Origin of the sequence: Paenibacillus sp. DCT19, assembly GCF_003268635.1 — a bacterium.
In the GTDB taxonomy this organism is placed as follows: domain Bacteria; phylum Bacillota; class Bacilli; order Paenibacillales; family Paenibacillaceae; genus Paenibacillus.
Genome location: NZ_CP029639.1, coordinates 3,714,981 through 3,734,761, shown reverse-complemented (window position 1 = coordinate 3,734,761; position 19,781 = coordinate 3,714,981). Strand labels below are relative to the sequence as shown.

Below are 19,781 nucleotides of genomic sequence, written 5' to 3'. Positions count from 1 at the left end.
TATGATCTATGAGGTGTCTTGCCCTTCAATCGAACAAAGTTATATGAATCGTTGTTTCTCGATCCATAATACGTCCATCCATTTTACTGAAGAACAGGTTCCATTTTCTCTTAACTGTATTTCATGTTCCTTAATATCCATTAATTTGCCGCGAATTCGCGATACGTTGGTTTCGACATTTATCTTGTTTTTAATTAAAGACCTTATGTGACCAGCTAAAGTTTGTTCAAAAATTGCTGTTTTAGATAATCCTTCTGGCTCACTGTTTTACCGAACTTAAGTAATATGTTTTGTTTCAACTCTTCATCATAAACGACTTGCTGATGCTGCTGGTGGGGGATATTTACTTGATCATAAGGCTGTTCGGCGGTTTCGATTGCGCGAAATGGAATCCAGTACTTGGTGAGTAGCGAAGTTAATATCACAAAGTCTCTGCCAACGGCATCTGTCTTTGCCAATATGACTTTCTGTTCTTCGCGGCATTGAATCTTGATTTTTACGGTTTGATTTTTGTGTGATTTGAAAAAATTGGACAGCATAATTTCTTTACGGCGGGATGGATTAATTTCTCCAATAATCTGCACATTTTGATGATGAATGAATTCCTGCAGTATTTTTAGTTCATGGGATGGCAATGGACTTGCGGTGAGCTAAACTTGCTCGAACCCGAATGCAGCATAGGGGTTCACCTCCATATGTAAGATATACACTCATTTTATGAAGGGGATTTTCACCTTATTCAATTGACAGGAGGAAAACAATGAACGTTGTATTGTTTATACTTGTTAATGTGTTGTTGTGTGCAGGTTTAATTGGTAGTTATATGTATTTGAGGAAATTAAAAAACTTAATCGGGTATCATCTGGGAATGAACATCTCTATGACGGTCAGTACGGTTAGCGCACTATCTATTGGCGGATTATGGGGGTATCAATTTCCGTATTATTCGACATGGGTAACGATTATTGCCACTGTAATCGCAATGTTGATCGGCATGATTTTTGGTGCACTTGTAGATTACCAAACTATTGTGACGGGTGTGTCTGGGGGTATTATGGCTGGACTTATGTCTCCTATGGTTGTGATGCACAGTCATCACCCTGTACCTATTCTTATTTTCTGTATCTTTTTATTTTTCTTCGCCATCTTAATGCTGTGTACTTCGGTAAAGGTGTGAAAGCTCTTGATTAAGGACTTTCGTCCAGGTGTGTTGTATGCTAATTCTCCTGGACGAGTTGTCCTTTGACGATCTTAGCTGGGATCGATATGTGACAACACAACTTAGCCAGACTGTGGGAAGTGTCTGGTGTTAACCAATTAGGTTTTGGTGGTGACCTCAACACATTTTTGCATAAATATCACTCTTCTGAAGCCGGCTCTCTTAGTAAATGAACCGGATTTAAGTTCTTTTTATTAACATATAACCGAAGCGTTCATATAACTTTTGTGCTGAAGGGTTAGTATCAACCACTTCAAGACTGATTTTGGCAATGTGCATTTTTTTCGCGAGTTTCTCAATCTCATGTAATAGTAATTTACCAATTCCTTGTCCACGTACTTTTTCAGACACAGCAATAGGGGCGATCTGCAGTATTTCTTCGTAGTATAAATGAAACCTTAAATAAAACGAATAAAAGAAAAACCGCCAAAGTGCTGCGAATGGAGAGTACACCTTCCGAAAAGCACTGTAGATCGCAGGTGCAAAGGCTTCTTTGCCTATATTGTACCCCAGAAAGCCAACCACTTCTTCATTTCTAATTGCATATATACCTTGTGCAAAACCCCACCCTTAACAGTGCAGTTCCTAAGGATCAAAGACGAACCGTTTCGGTGGAGTAATTCCATTGAGGTGGTCATTGTACTGGAAGGTAGCATTCATGTTGCCATTGCAGACGAGAATAGAACATTAAGTTCTGGTGAGATAGAAATTTTCAATATTAATCAAGTTCATCGTCTGTTACATACACATGAAGATAATCTAATACTGCTTATTAATATCAATGCTGAATTTGCAAAGGATCATTGCGATTTATCAAAGATTTGGTTTGCTCATGAATTTGGCCCTGGAACAGATCTCGGGTTAGAACGAACAAAAGAAATAAATAAAGCAATCTGCGCATTAATAACTCCAGTTATAATCAACAAAAGTGAGCTGAAATACTTAACTTTAGTGGGTGTAACTGGAGCATTGTTGAATCTGCTTGTTACGAATTTTGATGTCAAACGAATTTTCGAAGGTAGGTTTTTCTTCACCTCGATATTTTTATCAAAAATTCAAAAGGATTTTCCCAGAAGGACCGAAAGAATTTCGCCAAGATAATAAAAGAAAGCAAGAGACGATTGAGCACTGCAGAGAAATCATTGATCCGGCATTTGTTATTCCAAGGTTTGAAGGGTTGTTTAACCGCTGTGAAACACTAACCATCGAACCAAATCAATGGATAAACCTCAACCTGTTCGGATCTGATGATCAAAACTCAGCATCATTATATTTGATTAAGATATCTGACTTACTTAGAGTAAATTCAGATAAGGAGATTAATAGAATTCTTCAGGTTCATAGCTTAAGCCCATACCAGATTTTTGGGTTCGAAGAAATTCTGAATTTCGCGGATAGTGATATGAAGGATCTAACAAAGGTGATAAACCAATTTAGCGAGGTTAATATTCATCCTGTATTTATTGTGAGAGCGAATAACGAAGCTATGTCAGAGCAGATAACAGCAATCCAGCAACTAATTCAAAATTACGCCCTTACATACGGAGCAGAACAACTGAAGGGTTGGAGGATTGAAATTCTATAAAAAAGTTAAGTTAAAATTGCTGAACTTAATATAAATTAGTGCTAAAATATGGTTGGGTCAATTGAATGCGTTTACAATTCAGGAATGCCACAAAAGAAAGGTGGAGGGTTCGTTATGGAAAACGCGATGCTTCATGAACCTGTGTCCCAATGGGCACGGTTTGAACTTCGGTTGCTAGGCTCAACTGAAGGTAATCCTTATCTGGATAGCGATTGGACGGTCATTTTTCGTAAAGACATGAAGGAATACAAGGTTTCCGGATTTTATGCCGGAAATGGGGAGTACATGGTCAGATTCATGCCATCTGAACTTGGAATTTGGACATATGAGACGTTCAGCAATCTGACCGAGTTGAATGGTTTGAACGGAAGTTTCACTTGTATACAGGCAGAAGATTTAATTCACGGCCCGGTTATAACACGAGATGAGACTCGTTTTGCTTATGCGGACGGCACGCCGTTTTATCCGTTTGGCACAACCGCTTATGCATGGATATATCAGTCGGAAACATTACGAACGGCAACGCTGAATACTCTTGCGGAAGGGTCGTTCAATAAAATTCGTATGTGTTTATTTCCGAAGAATTACTCTTTTAACGCAGAGGAACCTGAGTTTTTTCCGTTTGTTGGCTCTTCCGAAAAAGGTTTTGATTATACTCGTTTTAACCCGGTTTATTGGGAGCACGTTGAGAATTGCATTGAATCACTGCTTGAGCTACAGATTGAAGCTGATCTTATTTTGTTTCACCCATACGATAAAGGACGCTGGGGTTTCGATCGGTTGACTTCTGAGGAAGATGAGCGTTATCTGCAGTACGCAATTGCACGACTGGCAGCTTACCGGAACGTCTGGTGGTCGTTGGCGAATGAATATGATTTTATGAGTGAAAAAACGATGTCAGATTGGGACAGGTTGATCAGTCTTACTGCGCAAGAAGATCCGTATGCACATCTGTTATCCATCCATAATGGCACAGCCATGTATGTTCCGGAAAGTATAGTGATGTATGATCATCGTCGTCCAGAAATTACGCATTGCAGCATTCAACACTGGGACGTCACATTAGTACCTTCTTGGAGAGCGCAATATGGGAAACCGGTAATCGTTGATGAATGTGGATACGAAGGGAACCTGCAGCAGCGATGGGGTAATCTGACCGCGCAAGAAATGACGCACCGTATCTGGGAAAGTTTTGCACGAGGTGGTTATGCCAGTCATGGTGAGACATACCTGCATCCAGAAGACGAGATTTGGTGGGCAAAAGGGGGAACGTTATACGGACAAAGCCATAAACATATTCGCTTTCTTCGTCTAGTGGCGGAACAAATGCCTTCTGACACCGCACCGATTCCGCTCCGTGACGTGCCGGTAATTGGTGTGGAAGGTGAATATTACTTACATTACTATGGTCAACACCAGCCGGGATATCGGGAAGTTGACCTTCCGGAAGACCGAGAATTTGTTGCCGAATGGATCGACACGCAGGAGATGGAGATCACCAGGCTGATTGATACGTATCGAGGAAAAAGTCGTGTTCCTTTGCCCAGCCGACCTTACTTTGCATTGCGCGTATATGCCCTTCATTAATAAGTCTAGTGAAATAACAGGAGAGCAAGAGAGTATAGCAATAATACGGTGATTCCCGTGGGAAAGCAATTCTATAGAAAGTCGCTATTTTAGCGACTTTTTTACTTTTTAATAGCACCAAATAAGAGGATTAAAGCTTGGCGCGAATATCGGTTTAGTTTTGACGGTGGTCAAAAAGAAGTGGACTTTTAGTTTCATCTCATATAAATTGGTACTTATTAAAAGACTTATCAAAAGAATAGTTTGAAATTATGCAATTCACCAAATTGGTGGATAGAAAGAGGTGAGACCAAGTACATATGACAACATTATATGATCAGAATCGAATGTTAAGGAACATCTTATTCTTATTGTTTGCACTACCCGGACTAGCCTTCGCTTCATGGGTAGCTCGTACACCAGCCGTGCGGGATCAGTTGAATGTATCTACTTCGGGAATGGGAATCATTATTTTTGCTCTAGCGATAGGTTCACTTACGGGGTTACTTACAGCGGGATCTGTCATTATTCGTAAAGGTGCACGTCTCGTTATTATCGTAAGCTCTATCATGATTGTATTTGGGTTTATTGCCATCGGTGTAGGGGCAGCTACGAAGACATTGGCGATTGTCATGATTGGACTATTCATATTCGGAGCTGGTTTTGGTGCTGCAGAGGTAGGATTAAATATGGAAGGCTCTGCGGTCGAAAAAGCAATGGGTAAAGTCCTTTTGCCGGCCTTTCATGGTTTCTTCAGCGTAGGTACACTAGCTGGAGCCGCTATTGGGGTAGGAGCGGAGGCGATAGACCTGCCTATTCTTATTCATTTTTTAATCCTGGCTCTGATCATTTCAGTCGCTCTATTAAGCTCTTTCCGTTATCTTCCGAAGGCAACAGGTAAAGAAGCTGGATCTAATGTAGACAATAAGGGAGCTAAGAGTAAGAATCCGTTAAAGGTCTGGACGGAAAAACGAACTTTACTGATTGGGCTTATGGTTTTAGGTATGGCGTTTGCTGAAGGGTCAGCCAATGACTGGTTACCCTTAATTATGGTTGATGGATATGCTGTTAGCTCATTAACGAGCTCAATCATCTACGGCATATTTGTGGCAGCCATGACCCTTGGACGTTTCTCGGGTGGATGGGTGTTAGAATGGTATGGAAGAGTTCGCGTCTTAATGGGCTGTGCTATCTCAGCGATCGTTGGCTTGATTCTCGTAATCTGGGGTCAACACTATTTACTAGCTTCTGCCGGAGTTTTTCTATGGGGGCTAGGTGCTTCATTAGGTTTCCCCGTTGGTTTATCCGCGGCTGGAGATGATCCACAGGGGGCAGCAGCCAGAGTAGGTGCAGTAGCCACTTCCGGTTATATCGCATCATTGGTTGGACCGCCTGCATTAGGCTTTTTGGGAGAGCATTTTGGCTTGTTGAATGCGATGATAGCGGTATTAATTGGAGTAATAATCTCTGGGACATTGACCAGATCCGCTAGACCGTTAGAACAGCATGAGCATTCGATGCAAGGTAGTTAATAAGTACAAGAGCTCTTAAGAATAAAAGACCATTTATTCCATATCTATGATATAATACAGATCAAACAAGGCTTGTTACTGAATATTCAGGCAAAACCTATGTATAAACATGCTCAAAGTTTCTTTGGGTGTGCATATATATAGGTTTTTTTGCGTTTATTGACTTGAATACAAGCAAGCCGTGTCAGACAAACGGATCATTCCATTGGAATTAGGATTCGGTACAATAACTGCCTTAGGTTGTTGTAAAAAGCAGAATAGAGAGAGGTTGATACACTTGAAGGAGAAAGACAAAAGATTATCATTTTTCAAGAAAGGACTTACCATTTTTCAAAGAATGAGTACTAAACTCATTGTAGCATTTCTTAGTGTCCTCATTATTCCAACTGCGCTTATTGGATATTATTCATATCAAAGTGCTAAAGATCAAGTTCAGCAGAAAATGACAGAGCCGATCAACACCATTCTAACGATGACAGGGCAGAACATTGATAACATTGTAGGTGCAAAAGCAGAACTGTTACATTTTATAGATTCAATGATTGAACCCGGCTCGCTTACCGAGAGCGCAGATATAATTCATACAGAGTTGGATCGATTAACCTCTACATATCCAGATATTATTTCCATTACAATTGGTAACGAGCAGGGGGAGTATTTAGCTTCCCCAGACATTGTTGATTCAACTTATGATCCGCGTGAGAGCGATTGGTACAACAATGGAAAAAGTAATAATGGAAAGTTTTATTTTTCTAACATCATGAAGGATGAACAATCCGGTAAAATTGTTGTGGACATAGCTAAAGCTCTTGGACAAGGAGAAGGTGTAGCCAATATTAAACTTGACTTGGATGTTCTCGCAAAAGAGTTATCCATCGTAAATGTTGGCGGAAATGGAAGTCTAGTTGTAGTAGACTCCAATCGAACGATTGCAGCCTGGGCAGGAGCGATCACGCAAGGTGGAGGAGGCGAGCTTGGTGGAGAGCTTGTTGGTGGGATTCCGCTCCAGCCGAATTCCGCTGTAACCGCTGATGAACCCATGGCATTTTCCCAATTTGTTAGGACAGATCTTGCGTATGACTTGGAAGTCTTTACTGGAGTCAATGCTTTAACCGGTTGGAATGTCATTGCTTTAATGGGACATGAAGATTTTATAGCAGCAGCAAAACCAATTATGGTTACAAGCTATATTGTCATTAGTATTTCCGTTGTTATTGCAGGATTGATTATATTTGTTATTCTAAGATCTTTTATGGTGCCTATGCAAAAACTACGCACAGCAACTCGCAATGTCCGAGATGGTAATTTGTCTGAGCGAGTTGGTCTCAAAAATAAGGACGAATTCGGGTTATTGGCAGATGACTTTGATCAAATGACCGTTACACTTCAATCGGTTGTTCGTGAACTTAATCAAACATCGTCTCATCTTAACAACTCTTCGCAAATGATACAGGAGAGCACAGAACAAACAACTTTATCTGTTCAACATGTGACTGAAACAGTGCAACAAACGGCGGAAACGGCCGTAATTGGAGCTGAAAATGCTGAACAAGCTGCAAATGCAGTTGAAGAAATGGCGCGAGGGATTAGTACAATTGCTGAGTCTGCGGGTGCGATTGTGTATTCTGCTGAAGAAACAGAGCGAGCAGTCGTGCTTGGGGGACAACCATAACCAGTGTGCGTGAACAGATGGAACAGATTCTTGAAGCTGTTACAGAAACAACAGTATTGATTAACGAGCTGTCTACGCTCTCAACTGAAGCGAATAGAATGAACGAAGCCATTGCTGATATTTCTCGGCAAACGAATCTGCTGTCTTTGAATGCATCTATCGAAGCAGCGAGAGCAGGAGAGCATGGTAAAGGATTTGCTGTCGTTGCAGGTGAAGTTCGCCAACTATCGCTACAATCCAAACAAAGTGCTGACGAGATTGGTGCTACGATTGGTAAAATGTTAGATTTAATTGATAGGTCCACCTCATTAATGAACAAAAAAGTGCGTGATCAAGTCGGTGAAGGCATGCGCGTAAGCCAGGAAGCTTCGGTTACCATTTCAAACATTGAACAGTTTACATCTCACATTGTAGGTCAAATTCAGGATATTTCCGCTGTATCCGAGCAGTTGTCTGCAAGTACAGAACAAGTCTCTGCTACAGTTGCCGAGATGGCAAACATATCTAAAGTCTCAGCTAGTGGTGCCCAGACTACATCGGCAGCAGCTCAAGAACAAATGGCTGCGATGGAAGAGATATCTTCATCCTCGGCACAACTCGCGAAAATGGCCGAAGATATGCAAAAGCTGGTACAACGTTTCACAGTATAGACTGGTTCTGAAGATAGAGGTGAACAGAAGGAGTATGATGGATATCTGAAAATGTTTAAAAACTTATTCTCTATGGGAGATCTTAACAGGAGTTGATCGGTTAAAAGTCGCAGTGTAATCTTGCGGCTTTTTTTGTTGTACTGGTACAAGTTCATGTGCAGACAAAACGATAATAACGTGTGCCGATTTTATTGCTCAGTTCTAAGTTCGCTTTTCTTTTAGATATTCAACAATGATAGATGTGCCGTTGAGTAACGCACAGTTCTTGAGGTATTGACTATTGAATATAAACGAATCTCCTATAAAATAATTAACATGAGTTTATTAAACAATCGACGTCCATTTATATAATTAGGAGGAATTTTCATGATAGCAACAATGAAAGATAAAGTGGTCATTGTAACTGGAGCAAAAGGCGGTATCGGACTGGCAACCGCACAATTATTTGCTAAAGAAGGTGCGAATGTAGCTTTAGTGGATATTAATGAACCTAAACAAGAAGCACAAGACTTGATCAACGCAGGTTATCAGGTGATATCCATCCAATGTGATGTTTCGAATGAGAAATCTGTTGAATCTATGGTTGAGAAAACCGTGGCTACATTTGGAAAGCTAGATTATGCCTATAACAACGCTGGTATTCAAAACGCCGCGACAGACACAGTGGATTTAAAAGAAGAAGTTTACGATGATGTCATGAATGTGAATACAAAAGGGATTTGGCTGTGTATGAAGTATGAGTTGTTACAATTAAGAAAGCAAGGTACCGAAGGGGCGATCGTGAATTGTTCTTCCATGGGAGGATTAATTGGTGTTCCCGAACGTTCTGTATACCATGCTTCTAAACACGGCGTATTGGGATTAACGAAAAGCACTGCTCTAGAGTACGCTCGAAAAGGGATTCGTATTAATGCCGTTTGTCCTGGGATCATTGAAACGCCAATGGTAGAAAATATGTTAGCTACGGAAAGCGATGCCATGGACGAATTAGTGAAACAAGTCCCCATTGGTCGTTTAGCGAAACCAGAGGAAGTGGCTTCCGTTGTACTTTGGTTATGCTCTTCTTCCGCAAGCTATGTAATCGGTCAAGCGATATCAGTTGATGGTGGATATACGGTTCAATAACATACATTTATATTCAATGTTAAAATATAGAAAATAATGGCTGAGCAAGTTTTAGTTAACTTGCTCAGCCTATTTTTTAGAGATTTGGCTGGCCTATTTCACATTAGCCAAAAATTGCAGCATAAGCGAAGCAATCTCGTCAGCATGTGTTTCGAGTGCGAAATGACCTGTATCCAGCAGATGTATTTCTGCAGATGGAAGATCATGTTTATAAGCTTCAGCTCCAGCAGGAAGGAAGGCAGGGTCATTTTTTCCCCATACGGCTAGTAGTTTTGGTTGATACTTACGGAAATACGCTTGAAATTCAGAATAAAGCTCCACGTTAGTTCTATAATCTAAAATCAGGTCGAGTTGGATCTCCTCCGCGTCGGGACGTGACATATATGCAATATCTAGTGAATACCCGTCTGGCGATACAAGGCTAGCATCCACTCCGTGCAGGTATTGGAAATTACGAATCGTTTCCGGAGTCAGGGAATCACGACATGCTTCACGATTCTCTGGTGTTGGCAAGCGCCAATAGTTCTCCCAAGGACCCCATGCTTCACTAAATCCTTCCAGATAAGCGTTCCCATTCTGACTAATGATCGCCTGAACTTTCTCCGGGTGAGCGACGGCCAGTCGATACCCGACAGGTGCACCATAATCGAACACATATAATACATACTTATCAAGAGCCAGTGCCTGAGTAAAACCTTCAATAACTTTATATAGATTATCAAAGGTAAAATTAAATTGACCACGCGGCGGCGTGTGGGTATGTCCGAAACCGGCAAGATCGGGGCAATGACACGGTAATGTTTAGATAATTTCGGAATCAGGTCACGGAACATATGACTTGAAGATGGGAACCCGTGTAATAATAAAATCACCTGACCATCCTTAGGGCCAGCTTCGCGATAAAAAACGTTGACGTCTCCAACCTTTTGCTGCTGATAACGAACCTGCATATGTTACATCTCCTTCGCTATTTTTTAATAACACGAACAACTAAAGATATCGTATAATACAATCATCTATTTGACTAACGAATATATTGAATGCTTACTATTTCAAAATGGAATATGAAAGGTTGATCCGATGTGATGGATGCATTAGAAGGACGTTTTTTTCTCGCTTTTATCGCTTTAATGGAAGAAAAAAGCTTCAGTCGAGCTGCTGAGCGTTTAGGTTATGTGCAATCTACTGTGACGACTCACATTCAGCAGTTAGAGAGAATTGTTGGACAAAAGTTGGTGCATCGCTATCCAAGGGGGATAGAACTGACGGAGGCGGGAAAGGTATTCTCCAAATATGCTTATCAGTATGTGCACTTGATTCAATCCCTTGATGAACATATCCATGAACTGGCAGAGCCATCTGGAACGATACGTATTCGAACACAAGAGTCTTTTTTCCTTACACGAATGTTGCCTTTCATTCAGGAATATACAAGTCAGAGGCCTAATGTGAATTTGCGTATAGAACACGGAACACATCAGGAGATTCTAAAAGGCGTTCTCGATTATGAGCTGGACTTTGGTATTGTGCCTGAGAATCCGAATCGACATGAACTTCTTTTTAATCCTATCTTGGAAGAAACAATTGTATTCGCTGCGTCGCAGACCATCACTCAGAACGTGAAAAAGTTTGGAGCGCATATCCTGAACCATCAACTTTTCATCAGCAACGGTACATCTTGTTTGTACCACACGTCGGCTATAGATGTTTTGAAGCAAGCTGGTATTACGGTTAAAGATGCTTTAGAGCTGCCTAGTCTGGAGATGATCAAACAATATGTGGGCTGTGGTAAAGGGTATGCTCTAATTCCTGAAATAGCAATCCGTAAGGAGCTACAAACAGGAGAATTGCAAATTCTTTCTTTTGCCCCAAAAATGACCTTTACTCACGGCCTGATTACTCATAAAAATCGAGAACACAGTGTGACTTGCAAAGGTTTTCAAGCTGCATTTATGGATTTTTATCATCGTTAAACCTTGTCCCTAGTATAGCGGCTTTTTTTATTTTAGGAATCAAATAAAAGGTCAAATCCTAATTGTTATGTGTCGGTCTAAATGATTGCGTGAAGCTCTTATTAACATCTTCATAATCGGTTGTTAACTGTTATGGTTCTAGACAGATAACAGTAAAAGCCAAAGAGCACAAGCAGAGGTTCATCCTACTTGGACTCTTTGGCAACAATTTAAATTATTTTTTACATAAACATATCTAGAATCAGGACACCAGCAAGTCCTACCAATGAAATAATCGTGACCATGACTGACCAGGTTTTTATCGTCTTACCTATAGTAAGATTAAAATACTCTTTGTAAATCCAGAAGCCTGCATCATTGACGTGAGAGAATGTTACGCTTCCCGCACCAGCTGCTAGAACCATAAGTTCTGGACTTACTCCTGTGGCAGCAACCAGAGGCGCGGCAATACCAGCTGCTGTCATACCAGCCACAGTTGCAGAACCAACGGCAATTCTCAAGATGGCTGCGATCAACCAAGTTAGAATGAGAGGAGATAGCGTGGAGCCTGCCATAAGATCAGAGATATATTGATCAATATGACTATCGATCAACACTTGCTTGAACGCACCACCACCAGCGATAATCAAGAGAATCATTCCGATTCCACTTACAGAATCACTTAGAGATTTCATAACCTCTGGCATTTTTTTGCCTAGGTTCAGTCCAAAAGTGAAAATGGCAACCAAGACAGAAATCAACAAAGCGACATTGGCATTACCGATGAAATTAGTTACAGATGAAAATGCTGATTCAGGTGCAAAGATCTCGACAAAAGTTTGAAGCGCAATCAAAATGACAGGTAGAAGTGCTGTGAAAAGACTGATTCCGAATTTAGGCAGCTCTTCTTCCTTAAATTCTTTTGGATTAAATAGACCTTTGGGGATATCGATTTCCAAGGCTTCTTTTTTAAATAACCTTGTATACACAGGGCCAGCAAGGATGAATGCAGGGATCGCAACAAGGATACCTAAGATCATCGTTAATCCGATATTGGCTCCAAAAACATTAGCAACGGCTGTAGGGCCAGGATGCGGAGGTACGAATCCGTGCATGGTTATAAGTGCTGCAATAACGGGCATTCCAAGATATAGAACAGGTACTCGTGCAGCTCTGGCGATGGTAAATACCAACGGAATTAACACGACCACTCCAGTTTCAAAGAATAAAGCGATTCCAACAATAGCTGCTGTAATAACGGCTGCCAGCTGAGTACGTTTTTGACCAAAGGCACTGATCATGGTTGTGGCAATGCGCTGAGCACCACCAGAATCGGTCATTAATTTACCGAGAATTCCTCCGAATATGATGATCATCGTTAAATGACCGAGTGTTCCGCCTAAGCCAGCTTCGATGGACTCGACAGCTTGAATCGGAGTCATTCCTTCCAGTAAGCCAACAGCTAAGGAAACAATAATTAATGATATGAAAGCGTTTAACTTAAAAGCCATCATTAATATAAGTAATATAATGACCCCTATTGTGACTGAGATAATTGGCATATAATTTCCTCATTTCTTTATTTGCTTGATATAAGAAACCGGATGATAAGGAGCGCACTAATTGTTTATATTGCTTTGTTATTAGTGTTGCTCCTCACAGTCTGGTCATACTAACGGGTTTCGAATTACTTCGTACTCAACATTTCAACAACTTCCCTTAGATCGGTTACAGTACCCACATTGCCAGGGAAGATGACATAGGAGATTCCTGGAAATTTACTTTCATCCCCGGTTGTCCACACGGGAATACCAGGTCGAATCTGTCCGGCAACGGTAGCTCGTTTAACTTCCAATCCGTTCGTTCCAATATCGCTTGAGGTAATGCCGCCTTTAGCAATGATATAGGATGGCCGTACTTCTAATCGTTTGACAATACTCGTAACTGCATCCGAAATTTTGACGGATAGTTTCAATTCATCTTCTTTTCTGTCCTCTCCAAGGTCTAATCGCTCTCTTTTGGTATAGACAGCCACATTTTTACCTTCGAGGATCAGTTGGTTGGTTGTCTCAACAACTCTGTTAAGCTCATTATCGAATTGATCGGGTTCCAGAACAAGATGAACGTTAAATTCAACAAATTCTACTACACTGGACTTTTTCAGTTCTTCAAACTGTTCCGTCGTTTTTTTGACATGTGATCCGATAATGACTAATCCGCCATGGTTTGTATTGTCACTCATCATTTCTGCACGCGTGAGCAGGCTTTTGTTACTAACGCCTCCCATGACCTTCGTAAGTGCAGCAGCACTTCTAAACATAAAATGTTTACCTTTATTGAAGGCTCGAATCAAAGCAATGGTGAAGACTTGAACATCCGAATAGTCAATTGCATTTACGATAACTTTATTGAAGTTCTCAACTTTTAACAACTGCTGTTCAATGAGATCAATGTGCATGGCACGAAGGCTTTCCAGCGAGATGTAAGTCATCTGATCCGCTTTATACTGCCCATTCGATTTTTCCTCTGCCCACGCACCTAAATGTGATTTGGTGTAACCAAAGGTGCGATCTTTGGCGAATTCAGTTTCTCCTGCTGGAACCAATTCCGTATCATATTGAACATAGTGCACATTGTCGATGGTGAAGCGTCCGCCTTCTTTGAAAAAGGGGAGGAGTATTTCACCGTCAAACCGTATATTGGACTTAGCTTCAACGGTGTCTTTTAACACTTCAGTTTCAAGTGGATAGTGACCTCGAAGTGTAGAATCACCACGGCTTATAATCGTAAATTCGCGATTGTTTCTTTTCGCAGCTTCTACAATATTTGCAGCAATTTCCTGGTGTGCTTTTGTCGTCTCAGTAGCTGTAAACCCACGTGAGTTGGTGAGGATAAAGAACATCGAATTGTCTTCCTGAAATCCTCTGTCGATACTATCCACGGACCAGTCCGTATAGACCGAGATGCCATGTACAGTTTGAACACCGGTTGGATCATCATCCAAAACGATAATTTTACGATTAAAGTGTTGAAGCTCTTGATTAATCATTCCATGAATAAGGTTCGTATCAGGAGAAGGAATTCTACTGAAAACCTCTTCTACAGACCGGTTATTTGTTTTCATAGCCAAGACCCCTTACTTCGACATTTGCTAATTTTTCATAATACTGTACGATCCCGCCGTGGTCGTCCATTAATTTCCCGTCAACCTTCAGGGCATGGAACATTTCTAACAAGTGGCTGGACAGGGGAAGAGGTACACCAATCTCATGAGCTGTGTCCATTACGTTGGTAATATCTTTCATGTTGATCGCGATTGTACCTCCTGGAGCAAAGTTTCTTTCCAGAATGAGTGGAACTTTGGCATCAAGAACCGCACTGCCTGCTAACCCACCTCGAATCGCCTGATACATTTTCTCAATATCAATCCCAGCTTTAGCAGCCAGGACAAGCGCTTCGGACATTGCAGCAATATTTAAATTAACAATGATCTGGTTAGCGAGCTTCGCAGTAACTCCGCATCCACTATCTCCAACCAAGGTGACCGCCGTCCCCATATCAAACAAAACGGACTTAGCTGCTTCGAATACGCTTTCTTTACCGCCGACCATAATTGCTAAAGTACCATCAACGGCTTTTGGTTCTCCGCCGCTAACGGGTGCATCCAAGAATCCAACGCCTTTTTTTGCTGCTTCTTCTGCAAGAGCGATGGAAACGGCAGGAGTGATGGAGCTCATATCAATAATAATGGAGCCTTCTTTTGCTCCGGATAAAATACCTTGTTCACCCAAAACAACAGCTTGCACATGTTGGGATGCAGGGAGCATCGTAATAATAATTTCGCATTTCTCAGCGATTTCTCTGGGTGAGGAGGCTGCAGTTGCACCGGAGTCTAGCAATATTTGAACCGCTTCCTGATTGAGATCATTAACGGTTAATTCGTGTCCTGCTTTTCTGAGATTAAGAGCCATCGGTTTGCCCATGATTCCGAGTCCAATAAAACCAACTTTTTTAGCCATGATATTTCCTCCTAATACTTTTGTGAGCGAGGGCTTCTATGCCCATGATTGAATATATTCAGTTGACGAAATGTGAAGAATGAAGAAGCGACTTGACGAAAGGATGAAATAATTTATCGGCAACCGCTTACATCGTTGATTGCGTTTTCATTGTATACTAAAATTTTAAAATTGTATACATTAAAATATATTTTTGTATACAATTTTTGAAGTTTCGTATACTTTTATTGGTGTATATCGTTTATTGGAATGATTTTATGAACATAATTTGGTACTATATTGATATGAGAAATGAGACAGAGGTGAAGTTTGTGCATGAAAATAATAGTTCACGACCGGCGTACCATCAATGTTATGAAATTCTTCGAGACAAGATTTTAAACGGGGAGCTTCCGAGCGGTACGAAGATCGTTGAAGAAAAGCTCGCTACAGAGCTTGGAGTGAGCAGAACTCCCATAAGAGATTCGATACGTAAGCTGGAAAACGAAGGATTAATTGTTCAAAAAAAAGTGGTTAAACCTACGGAAAAGGATTTACGTAATTTGTTTAATGTTCGGATATTGCTCGAAGGGTACTCGGCCAAATGTGCAGCGAATTTTTTGAAAGACAACGAGATTGAAGAGCTGTATAAGTATGTGGAGATCGGGAGAACGGGGACAAAAGATGAGATTATGTCCGCCAACGAGAGTTTCCATAACGATATTGTAAAAGCGAGTAATAATCCGCTGATGATTGATATTATAGACCGGATGCAAGCCATCATTTATCTGTTTAGAAAAACAGTTGTGATCTATAATCGTCCTCATCTTATCGATGAGCATGAAGAAATTTACGAGGCAATTAAGTCTAGAAGCGGTGAGCGAGCTGAGGAGCTAATGAAAAAGCATCTGGAAAACGACTTGAACTTTTATCTACATGTAATGAGCAACCAGTGAAGAGTTGTCTTCTGAGTTAAATAAAATCCTTTTACAAACATTGTCAATGCGCTATAATACATTTACTACGTGGATTACTCATGAAAAAAAGTGAAATGCTGTTAATTCACTACGGAGTTTAAGGGTTCAACCTAGGCTCGTCATCATCCTGAGCCGATGATTACATAATGCATAATGGAGGTATTATTATGGTCAATAAGAAAGTTTCCACAATCCTTAGTACTGCTCTAATTGTCTCTATGATGGCGGCAGGTGTGATCATCACTTTTCAAGGTAAAACAACGTTAGATGTAGCTAAAACAGCCGGTGATAAAAAAGTTGAAGTGATTAAAGGTATTCAAAGCGCCTAGTGTGTTAGGCAACCGAATGCTGAAAGTGATTAGAACTTCAAACACAATGATAATACATGAATGAACCTCAGCTTGGCTATCCTCGCTGGGGTTTTTCATGATCTTTATTTCTAGAATGAGTCTTCCAAACGGACAAAGGAATTTCCAGCATTATTTTATGTACAGGGATGAAGCGAACGAATGCCTATGCGTTCTATGAACATAATGATTATGAGAAAGATTCATACTGCTTTGACAAAGTTATTAAAATTGACTGATCGACAGATTACCTTATATTAATGAAGAATTACTGAGGAAATTCCTATCATATTGGAGGTATTTATGAAGTTTATAACTGCTACTGTAGAATATCTTCCTGCCATCGTTCGGTTGTTAGCAGACGACGAATTAGGTGCTACTCGAGAGCGCTATGAAGAACCATTACCCCTAGCATACATTGAGGCTTTTGCGAAGATTGAAGAACAGATCGGCAATTCAATAATCGTTGCTATAGATAAGGAGGAAGTGATCGGTTGTTTACAGCTCACGATTATCCCGGGGATAGCAAGATTGGGTACAACACGAGGCCAGATTGAAGGTGTTCGTGTCAGCAATGATTATAGAGGTAAAGGTGTGGGTGAATCTCTATTTAAATATGCCATCGATCAGGCTAAAGCTAAGGGATGTGAAATGATTCAATTGACGACAGATAAGAAGCGTAAAGATGCGCACAGATTTTATGAACGTCTTGGATTTGTTGCTAGTCATGATGGGCTGAAGCTAGTAATCAGTAATGAGTAAAGTCAAGGAACGTTTGGAGTACAATTATTGAGTTGAAAAATAATGCTTAATCAAATATCCAAAGCCAGCCGTCTTCCAAATGCAGGATGCTATTCATTTTACATACACAAATGACGATAATGCATCTGTAATTAAAAAATGAGAAACAGGTGATATGATTTGCTTCATGTAAAACGATTGATACCTTTAGTAGTGTTCCTACTGCTCAGCAGCATTCTTGCGGGAACAGTCTCTGCAAACAACTTTCAAAAACTACCAAAACCAGATTGGACTTTTTCCATACCGGATGGTCACGAGTATGTGTCAGACAGTAACGTCCGGATCGCAGATCAAACATTCCACTTTATGAGTATGGACAATCAGATGTACAATCTTGACAAGAAGACAGGAAAGCAATTATCCAAGACCGATTATACCGCAGGAAGCAACCTAATTTTTAGTTTTTTCGGTACATATGCACAAGTCGCACCAAACGGTAATGTTTATATCCTCACTTCGATTAGAAATAGTTCAGGAGTTGTAAAACCACGTCTAACCGCATACCATCCGAATGGGAAGGTTTTGTGGACTAAGTACTTTGACGAGAAAATCCGTTCCTTATCTGGGATATCCATCATGCCTGATGGAAATTTATTTGTTTATCTGGAAACGGCTTCTGAACGGGTGACTAGTTATCGGTATAGTCCACAAGGCAAATTTTTGGGTAAAAACAGTTGGAATGCATCCATTCTTTACGGTTTTGTCAATGGTTTACTTGAAACTACCAACAGAACAAGCAAGACATCCAGCCGTATGACATATTATGATTTTAAAATGAAGCAGCAATTTCAGTACCATTTCGACTTCAAAGAAGGTATGTTTTCAGGGTTAGGATCCGATGGTTTACTTCATTTCCAGAAGAATCACGGGAACAATGTCATAAGTTTTACCGCCAAAACTACGAAGGGGAAAGAGGTATGGACCCAAAAAATCAGCAATGTGAGTTACTATGATGATATGGAAACATCGATGACGGTGAAAAAAAACGTGTTTTCGAATGGATTCACAGGGATACAGTCTAATGGCAACTTTTTTATTATTGATCACAAAGGTGTCATGCAGACTGTACCTGCCTCAGCCAAAATGTATCAAACTGCGCCGGATGGAACCGTCATGCTGGTTGAGGACTCAAAAATATCCATCTATCAGACAAGCGCGTCTGCACGCACCAAAGTGAAATTACTTCATACTGTTAATACTTCTGAACTTAGTGAGTCAGATCCCACGTTTGTATATGAAGGTGCAGGTATTATTTATGTGATGACTGATAACGCTCAGATAAACCGTTTTGATTTGAATAAGCAGCTCTAGTACATCGTGCCTCACTCAAGTAAATAATCGTTCCAAATCAAGTCGCTAATTTGGCGACTTTTTTATTTTGCACAACTCATCTGTGACCCCATTTTTAGGAACTCACTTGACCTTAGGTCTATCTCAAGTCGTATGGTTCATGTCGGATTTTCAAATGTAAATAACATTGAGATGTATTCAGGAGGGGATACCATAAATGTACATCGACGAATAGGAAGGATCTTTGGCCTGAACTTGGCAAGTTTGTTTTGGCGGTAATTTCCACTATGCATAATAAGGATGCTTTACTATAATGCAACAGGGAATACGCAAGCGATTATTCTTAAATAGACTATAAATGAGGTACATATGTGATTAACTGGTTATGGACGATTTATCTGGGATTACTTGGAACAGCATCCCTCGGTTATTTGCTAAAGGGGAAATACGGAACAACACTGGGGAAAGTCGATTTTGTTGTATCTGTCATCACTTGGTTTGGATTGTTAGGGTATGTTAAACACATTCAATGGTTGAATCCTCTTGCTTGGAAAGTAATCACAATTTCAGCGTTGTTGTGGGAGATACTATTCGCAATGTTGCTTAAGGATCACCAAGGCGAAGAAATATTAGAAGAAATTTCAATAGGAAAGAGAAGATGGATAATGCTCGTCACATTGGTTATCACACTTGCTCCTCTTTACTATGGGTTGTTCAGATATTCTTTTATGTAAAAGTATCATGCTGATGAAGTCGCTATTTAGCGGCTTTTTTATTTGAATGAAGAAATATCCAATAGAATTGTATGGTATTAGTGATATAAATAAGAGAATTGTGATATAAGTAGAACTTTTCAGATCTTACAATGAACTCGTAATCGAATATTCATTTCATCGAAGAGAGTGTAAACGCTTAAAGTTCATCTCTATGTTGAAATGGATAGACCAAGGTATGCAGGTAGATAGGAATTAGAACATGGGAAATCCGTATTGGTAGAGAAACCAGCTTGCGTTAATGATGTCTCCAGAGCTCCGGTTGATAAATCCTGATCTTGTCGGAGGTGGGCT

17 protein-coding genes and 2 pseudogenes are annotated in these 19,781 nt (G+C 40.5%); 13 read left to right on the top strand and 6 right to left on the bottom strand.

Going from position 1 to position 19,781, the window contains the following annotated elements:
* Positions 1-215 precede the first annotated feature (215 nt).
* The gene (locus tag DMB88_RS16980; protein WP_128102309.1) at positions 216-635 is read right to left on the bottom strand and encodes a hypothetical protein; all 420 of its coding nucleotides are present in this window, start codon (positions 633-635) and stop codon (positions 216-218) included.
* A 125-nt stretch (positions 636-760) separates the two neighbouring features.
* Here DMB88_RS16980 and DMB88_RS16975 point away from each other — a divergent pair, with 125 nt between their 5' ends.
* Complete coding sequence (locus DMB88_RS16975) at positions 761-1,177, top strand: hypothetical protein (RefSeq protein ID WP_128102308.1); 417 nt, start codon at positions 761-763, stop codon at positions 1,175-1,177.
* Positions 1,178-1,399: 222 nt separating this feature from the next.
* Here DMB88_RS16975 and DMB88_RS16970 read toward each other — a convergent pair whose 3' ends face one another.
* Positions 1,400-1,759: a GNAT family N-acetyltransferase gene (locus DMB88_RS16970; protein ID WP_368028373.1), complete on the bottom strand. Its 360-nt coding sequence runs from the start codon at positions 1,757-1,759 to the stop codon at positions 1,400-1,402.
* Between the two features lie 90 nt (positions 1,760-1,849).
* Between DMB88_RS16970 and DMB88_RS16965 the strand changes: the two genes are divergently transcribed.
* The 6 genes from DMB88_RS16965 to DMB88_RS16945 all read left to right on the top strand — a co-directional run bounded on the left by DMB88_RS16965 (position 1,850) and on the right by DMB88_RS16945 (position 9,349).
* The gene (locus DMB88_RS16965) at positions 1,850-2,320 is read left to right on the top strand and encodes a hypothetical protein (protein WP_128102306.1); all 471 of its coding nucleotides are present in this window, start codon (positions 1,850-1,852) and stop codon (positions 2,318-2,320) included.
* Between the two features lie 598 nt (positions 2,321-2,918).
* A complete protein-coding gene (locus DMB88_RS16960; protein WP_128102305.1) occupies positions 2,919-4,391 on the top strand; it encodes a DUF5605 domain-containing protein in 1,473 nt (490 codons plus the stop codon).
* A 299-nt stretch (positions 4,392-4,690) separates the two neighbouring features.
* The gene (locus DMB88_RS16955) at positions 4,691-5,902 is read left to right on the top strand and encodes an MFS transporter (protein WP_128102304.1); all 1,212 of its coding nucleotides are present in this window, start codon (positions 4,691-4,693) and stop codon (positions 5,900-5,902) included.
* 277 nt (positions 5,903-6,179) lie between these two features.
* On the top strand, positions 6,180-7,574 hold the full coding sequence (locus DMB88_RS31365) for a methyl-accepting chemotaxis protein (RefSeq protein ID WP_254438228.1): 1,395 nt from the start codon (positions 6,180-6,182) through the stop codon (positions 7,572-7,574).
* Between the two features lie 5 nt (positions 7,575-7,579).
* Positions 7,580-8,224, top strand: a complete 645-nt coding sequence (locus tag DMB88_RS31360; protein WP_254438227.1) for a methyl-accepting chemotaxis protein — start codon at positions 7,580-7,582, stop codon at positions 8,222-8,224.
* A 366-nt stretch (positions 8,225-8,590) separates the two neighbouring features.
* Complete coding sequence (locus tag DMB88_RS16945) at positions 8,591-9,349, top strand: SDR family oxidoreductase (protein WP_164848715.1); 759 nt, start codon at positions 8,591-8,593, stop codon at positions 9,347-9,349.
* Positions 9,350-9,442: 93 nt separating this feature from the next.
* Here the strand turns inward: DMB88_RS16945 and DMB88_RS16940 are convergent.
* Positions 9,443-10,182 (bottom strand): annotated as a pseudogene (locus tag DMB88_RS16940) (alpha/beta fold hydrolase).
* Between the two features lie 252 nt (positions 10,183-10,434).
* Between DMB88_RS16940 and DMB88_RS16935 the strand changes: the two are divergent.
* Complete coding sequence (locus DMB88_RS16935) at positions 10,435-11,322, top strand: LysR family transcriptional regulator (protein WP_254438655.1); 888 nt, start codon at positions 10,435-10,437, stop codon at positions 11,320-11,322.
* 221 nt (positions 11,323-11,543) lie between these two features.
* Here DMB88_RS16935 and DMB88_RS16930 read toward each other — a convergent pair whose 3' ends face one another.
* The 3 genes and pseudogenes from DMB88_RS16930 to garR form a co-directional block, all read right to left on the bottom strand.
* Positions 11,544-12,863: a gluconate:H+ symporter gene (locus DMB88_RS16930; protein WP_128102302.1), complete on the bottom strand. Its 1,320-nt coding sequence runs from the start codon at positions 12,861-12,863 to the stop codon at positions 11,544-11,546.
* A 125-nt stretch (positions 12,864-12,988) separates the two neighbouring features.
* Positions 12,989-14,425, bottom strand: a complete 1,437-nt coding sequence (locus DMB88_RS16925; protein WP_128102301.1) for a four-carbon acid sugar kinase family protein — start codon at positions 14,423-14,425, stop codon at positions 12,989-12,991.
* Positions 14,412-15,326, bottom strand: a pseudogene (gene garR / locus DMB88_RS16920) (2-hydroxy-3-oxopropionate reductase); the annotation flags it as partial. The pseudogene garR and the gene DMB88_RS16925, both read right to left, overlap by 14 nt.
* Before the next feature lie 278 nt (positions 15,327-15,604).
* Between garR and DMB88_RS16915 the strand changes: the two are divergent.
* The 5 genes from DMB88_RS16915 (at position 15,605) to DMB88_RS16895 (ending at position 19,448) form a co-directional block, all read left to right on the top strand.
* Positions 15,605-16,255 carry a GntR family transcriptional regulator gene (locus DMB88_RS16915; RefSeq protein ID WP_128104475.1) on the top strand — a complete coding sequence of 217 codons (651 nt, stop codon included), beginning with the start codon at positions 15,605-15,607 and terminating at the stop codon, positions 16,253-16,255.
* A 188-nt stretch (positions 16,256-16,443) separates the two neighbouring features.
* Complete coding sequence (locus DMB88_RS30260) at positions 16,444-16,605, top strand: hypothetical protein (RefSeq protein ID WP_164848714.1); 162 nt, start codon at positions 16,444-16,446, stop codon at positions 16,603-16,605.
* 321 nt (positions 16,606-16,926) lie between these two features.
* Entirely contained in the window at positions 16,927-17,385 is a 459-nt protein-coding gene (locus DMB88_RS16905; protein WP_128102299.1) for a GNAT family N-acetyltransferase, read from the top strand.
* A gap of 159 nt (positions 17,386-17,544) precedes the next feature.
* Positions 17,545-18,735: a PQQ-like beta-propeller repeat protein gene (locus DMB88_RS16900; RefSeq protein WP_164848713.1), complete on the top strand. Its 1,191-nt coding sequence runs from the start codon at positions 17,545-17,547 to the stop codon at positions 18,733-18,735.
* Between the two features lie 350 nt (positions 18,736-19,085).
* Positions 19,086-19,448, top strand: a complete 363-nt coding sequence (locus DMB88_RS16895) for a hypothetical protein (RefSeq protein ID WP_128102297.1) — start codon at positions 19,086-19,088, stop codon at positions 19,446-19,448.
* Positions 19,449-19,781: the final 333 nt, after the last annotated feature.

What these genes read in the sequence shown, in the direction of transcription:
- DMB88_RS16925 (WP_128102301.1), bottom strand. Translation starts at nt 14,425, where the DNA reads ATGAAAACAAATAACCGGTCTGTAGAAGAGGTTTTCAGTAGAATTCCT.
- DMB88_RS16905 (WP_128102299.1), top strand. Translation starts at nt 16,927, where the DNA reads ATGAAGTTTATAACTGCTACTGTAGAATATCTTCCTGCCATCGTTCGG.
- DMB88_RS16930 (WP_128102302.1), bottom strand. Translation starts at nt 12,863, where the DNA reads ATGCCAATTATCTCAGTCACAATAGGGGTCATTATATTACTTATATTA.
- DMB88_RS16915 (WP_128104475.1), top strand. Translation starts at nt 15,605, where the DNA reads ATGAGAAATGAGACAGAGGTGAAGTTTGTGCATGAAAATAATAGTTCA.
- DMB88_RS30260 (WP_164848714.1), top strand. Translation starts at nt 16,444, where the DNA reads ATGGTCAATAAGAAAGTTTCCACAATCCTTAGTACTGCTCTAATTGTC.
- DMB88_RS16960 (WP_128102305.1), top strand. Translation starts at nt 2,919, where the DNA reads ATGGAAAACGCGATGCTTCATGAACCTGTGTCCCAATGGGCACGGTTT.
- DMB88_RS16945 (WP_164848715.1), top strand. Translation starts at nt 8,591, where the DNA reads ATGATAGCAACAATGAAAGATAAAGTGGTCATTGTAACTGGAGCAAAA.
- DMB88_RS16975 (WP_128102308.1), top strand. Translation starts at nt 761, where the DNA reads ATGAACGTTGTATTGTTTATACTTGTTAATGTGTTGTTGTGTGCAGGT.
- DMB88_RS16935 (WP_254438655.1), top strand. Translation starts at nt 10,435, where the DNA reads ATGGATGCATTAGAAGGACGTTTTTTTCTCGCTTTTATCGCTTTAATG.
- DMB88_RS16955 (WP_128102304.1), top strand. Translation starts at nt 4,691, where the DNA reads ATGACAACATTATATGATCAGAATCGAATGTTAAGGAACATCTTATTC.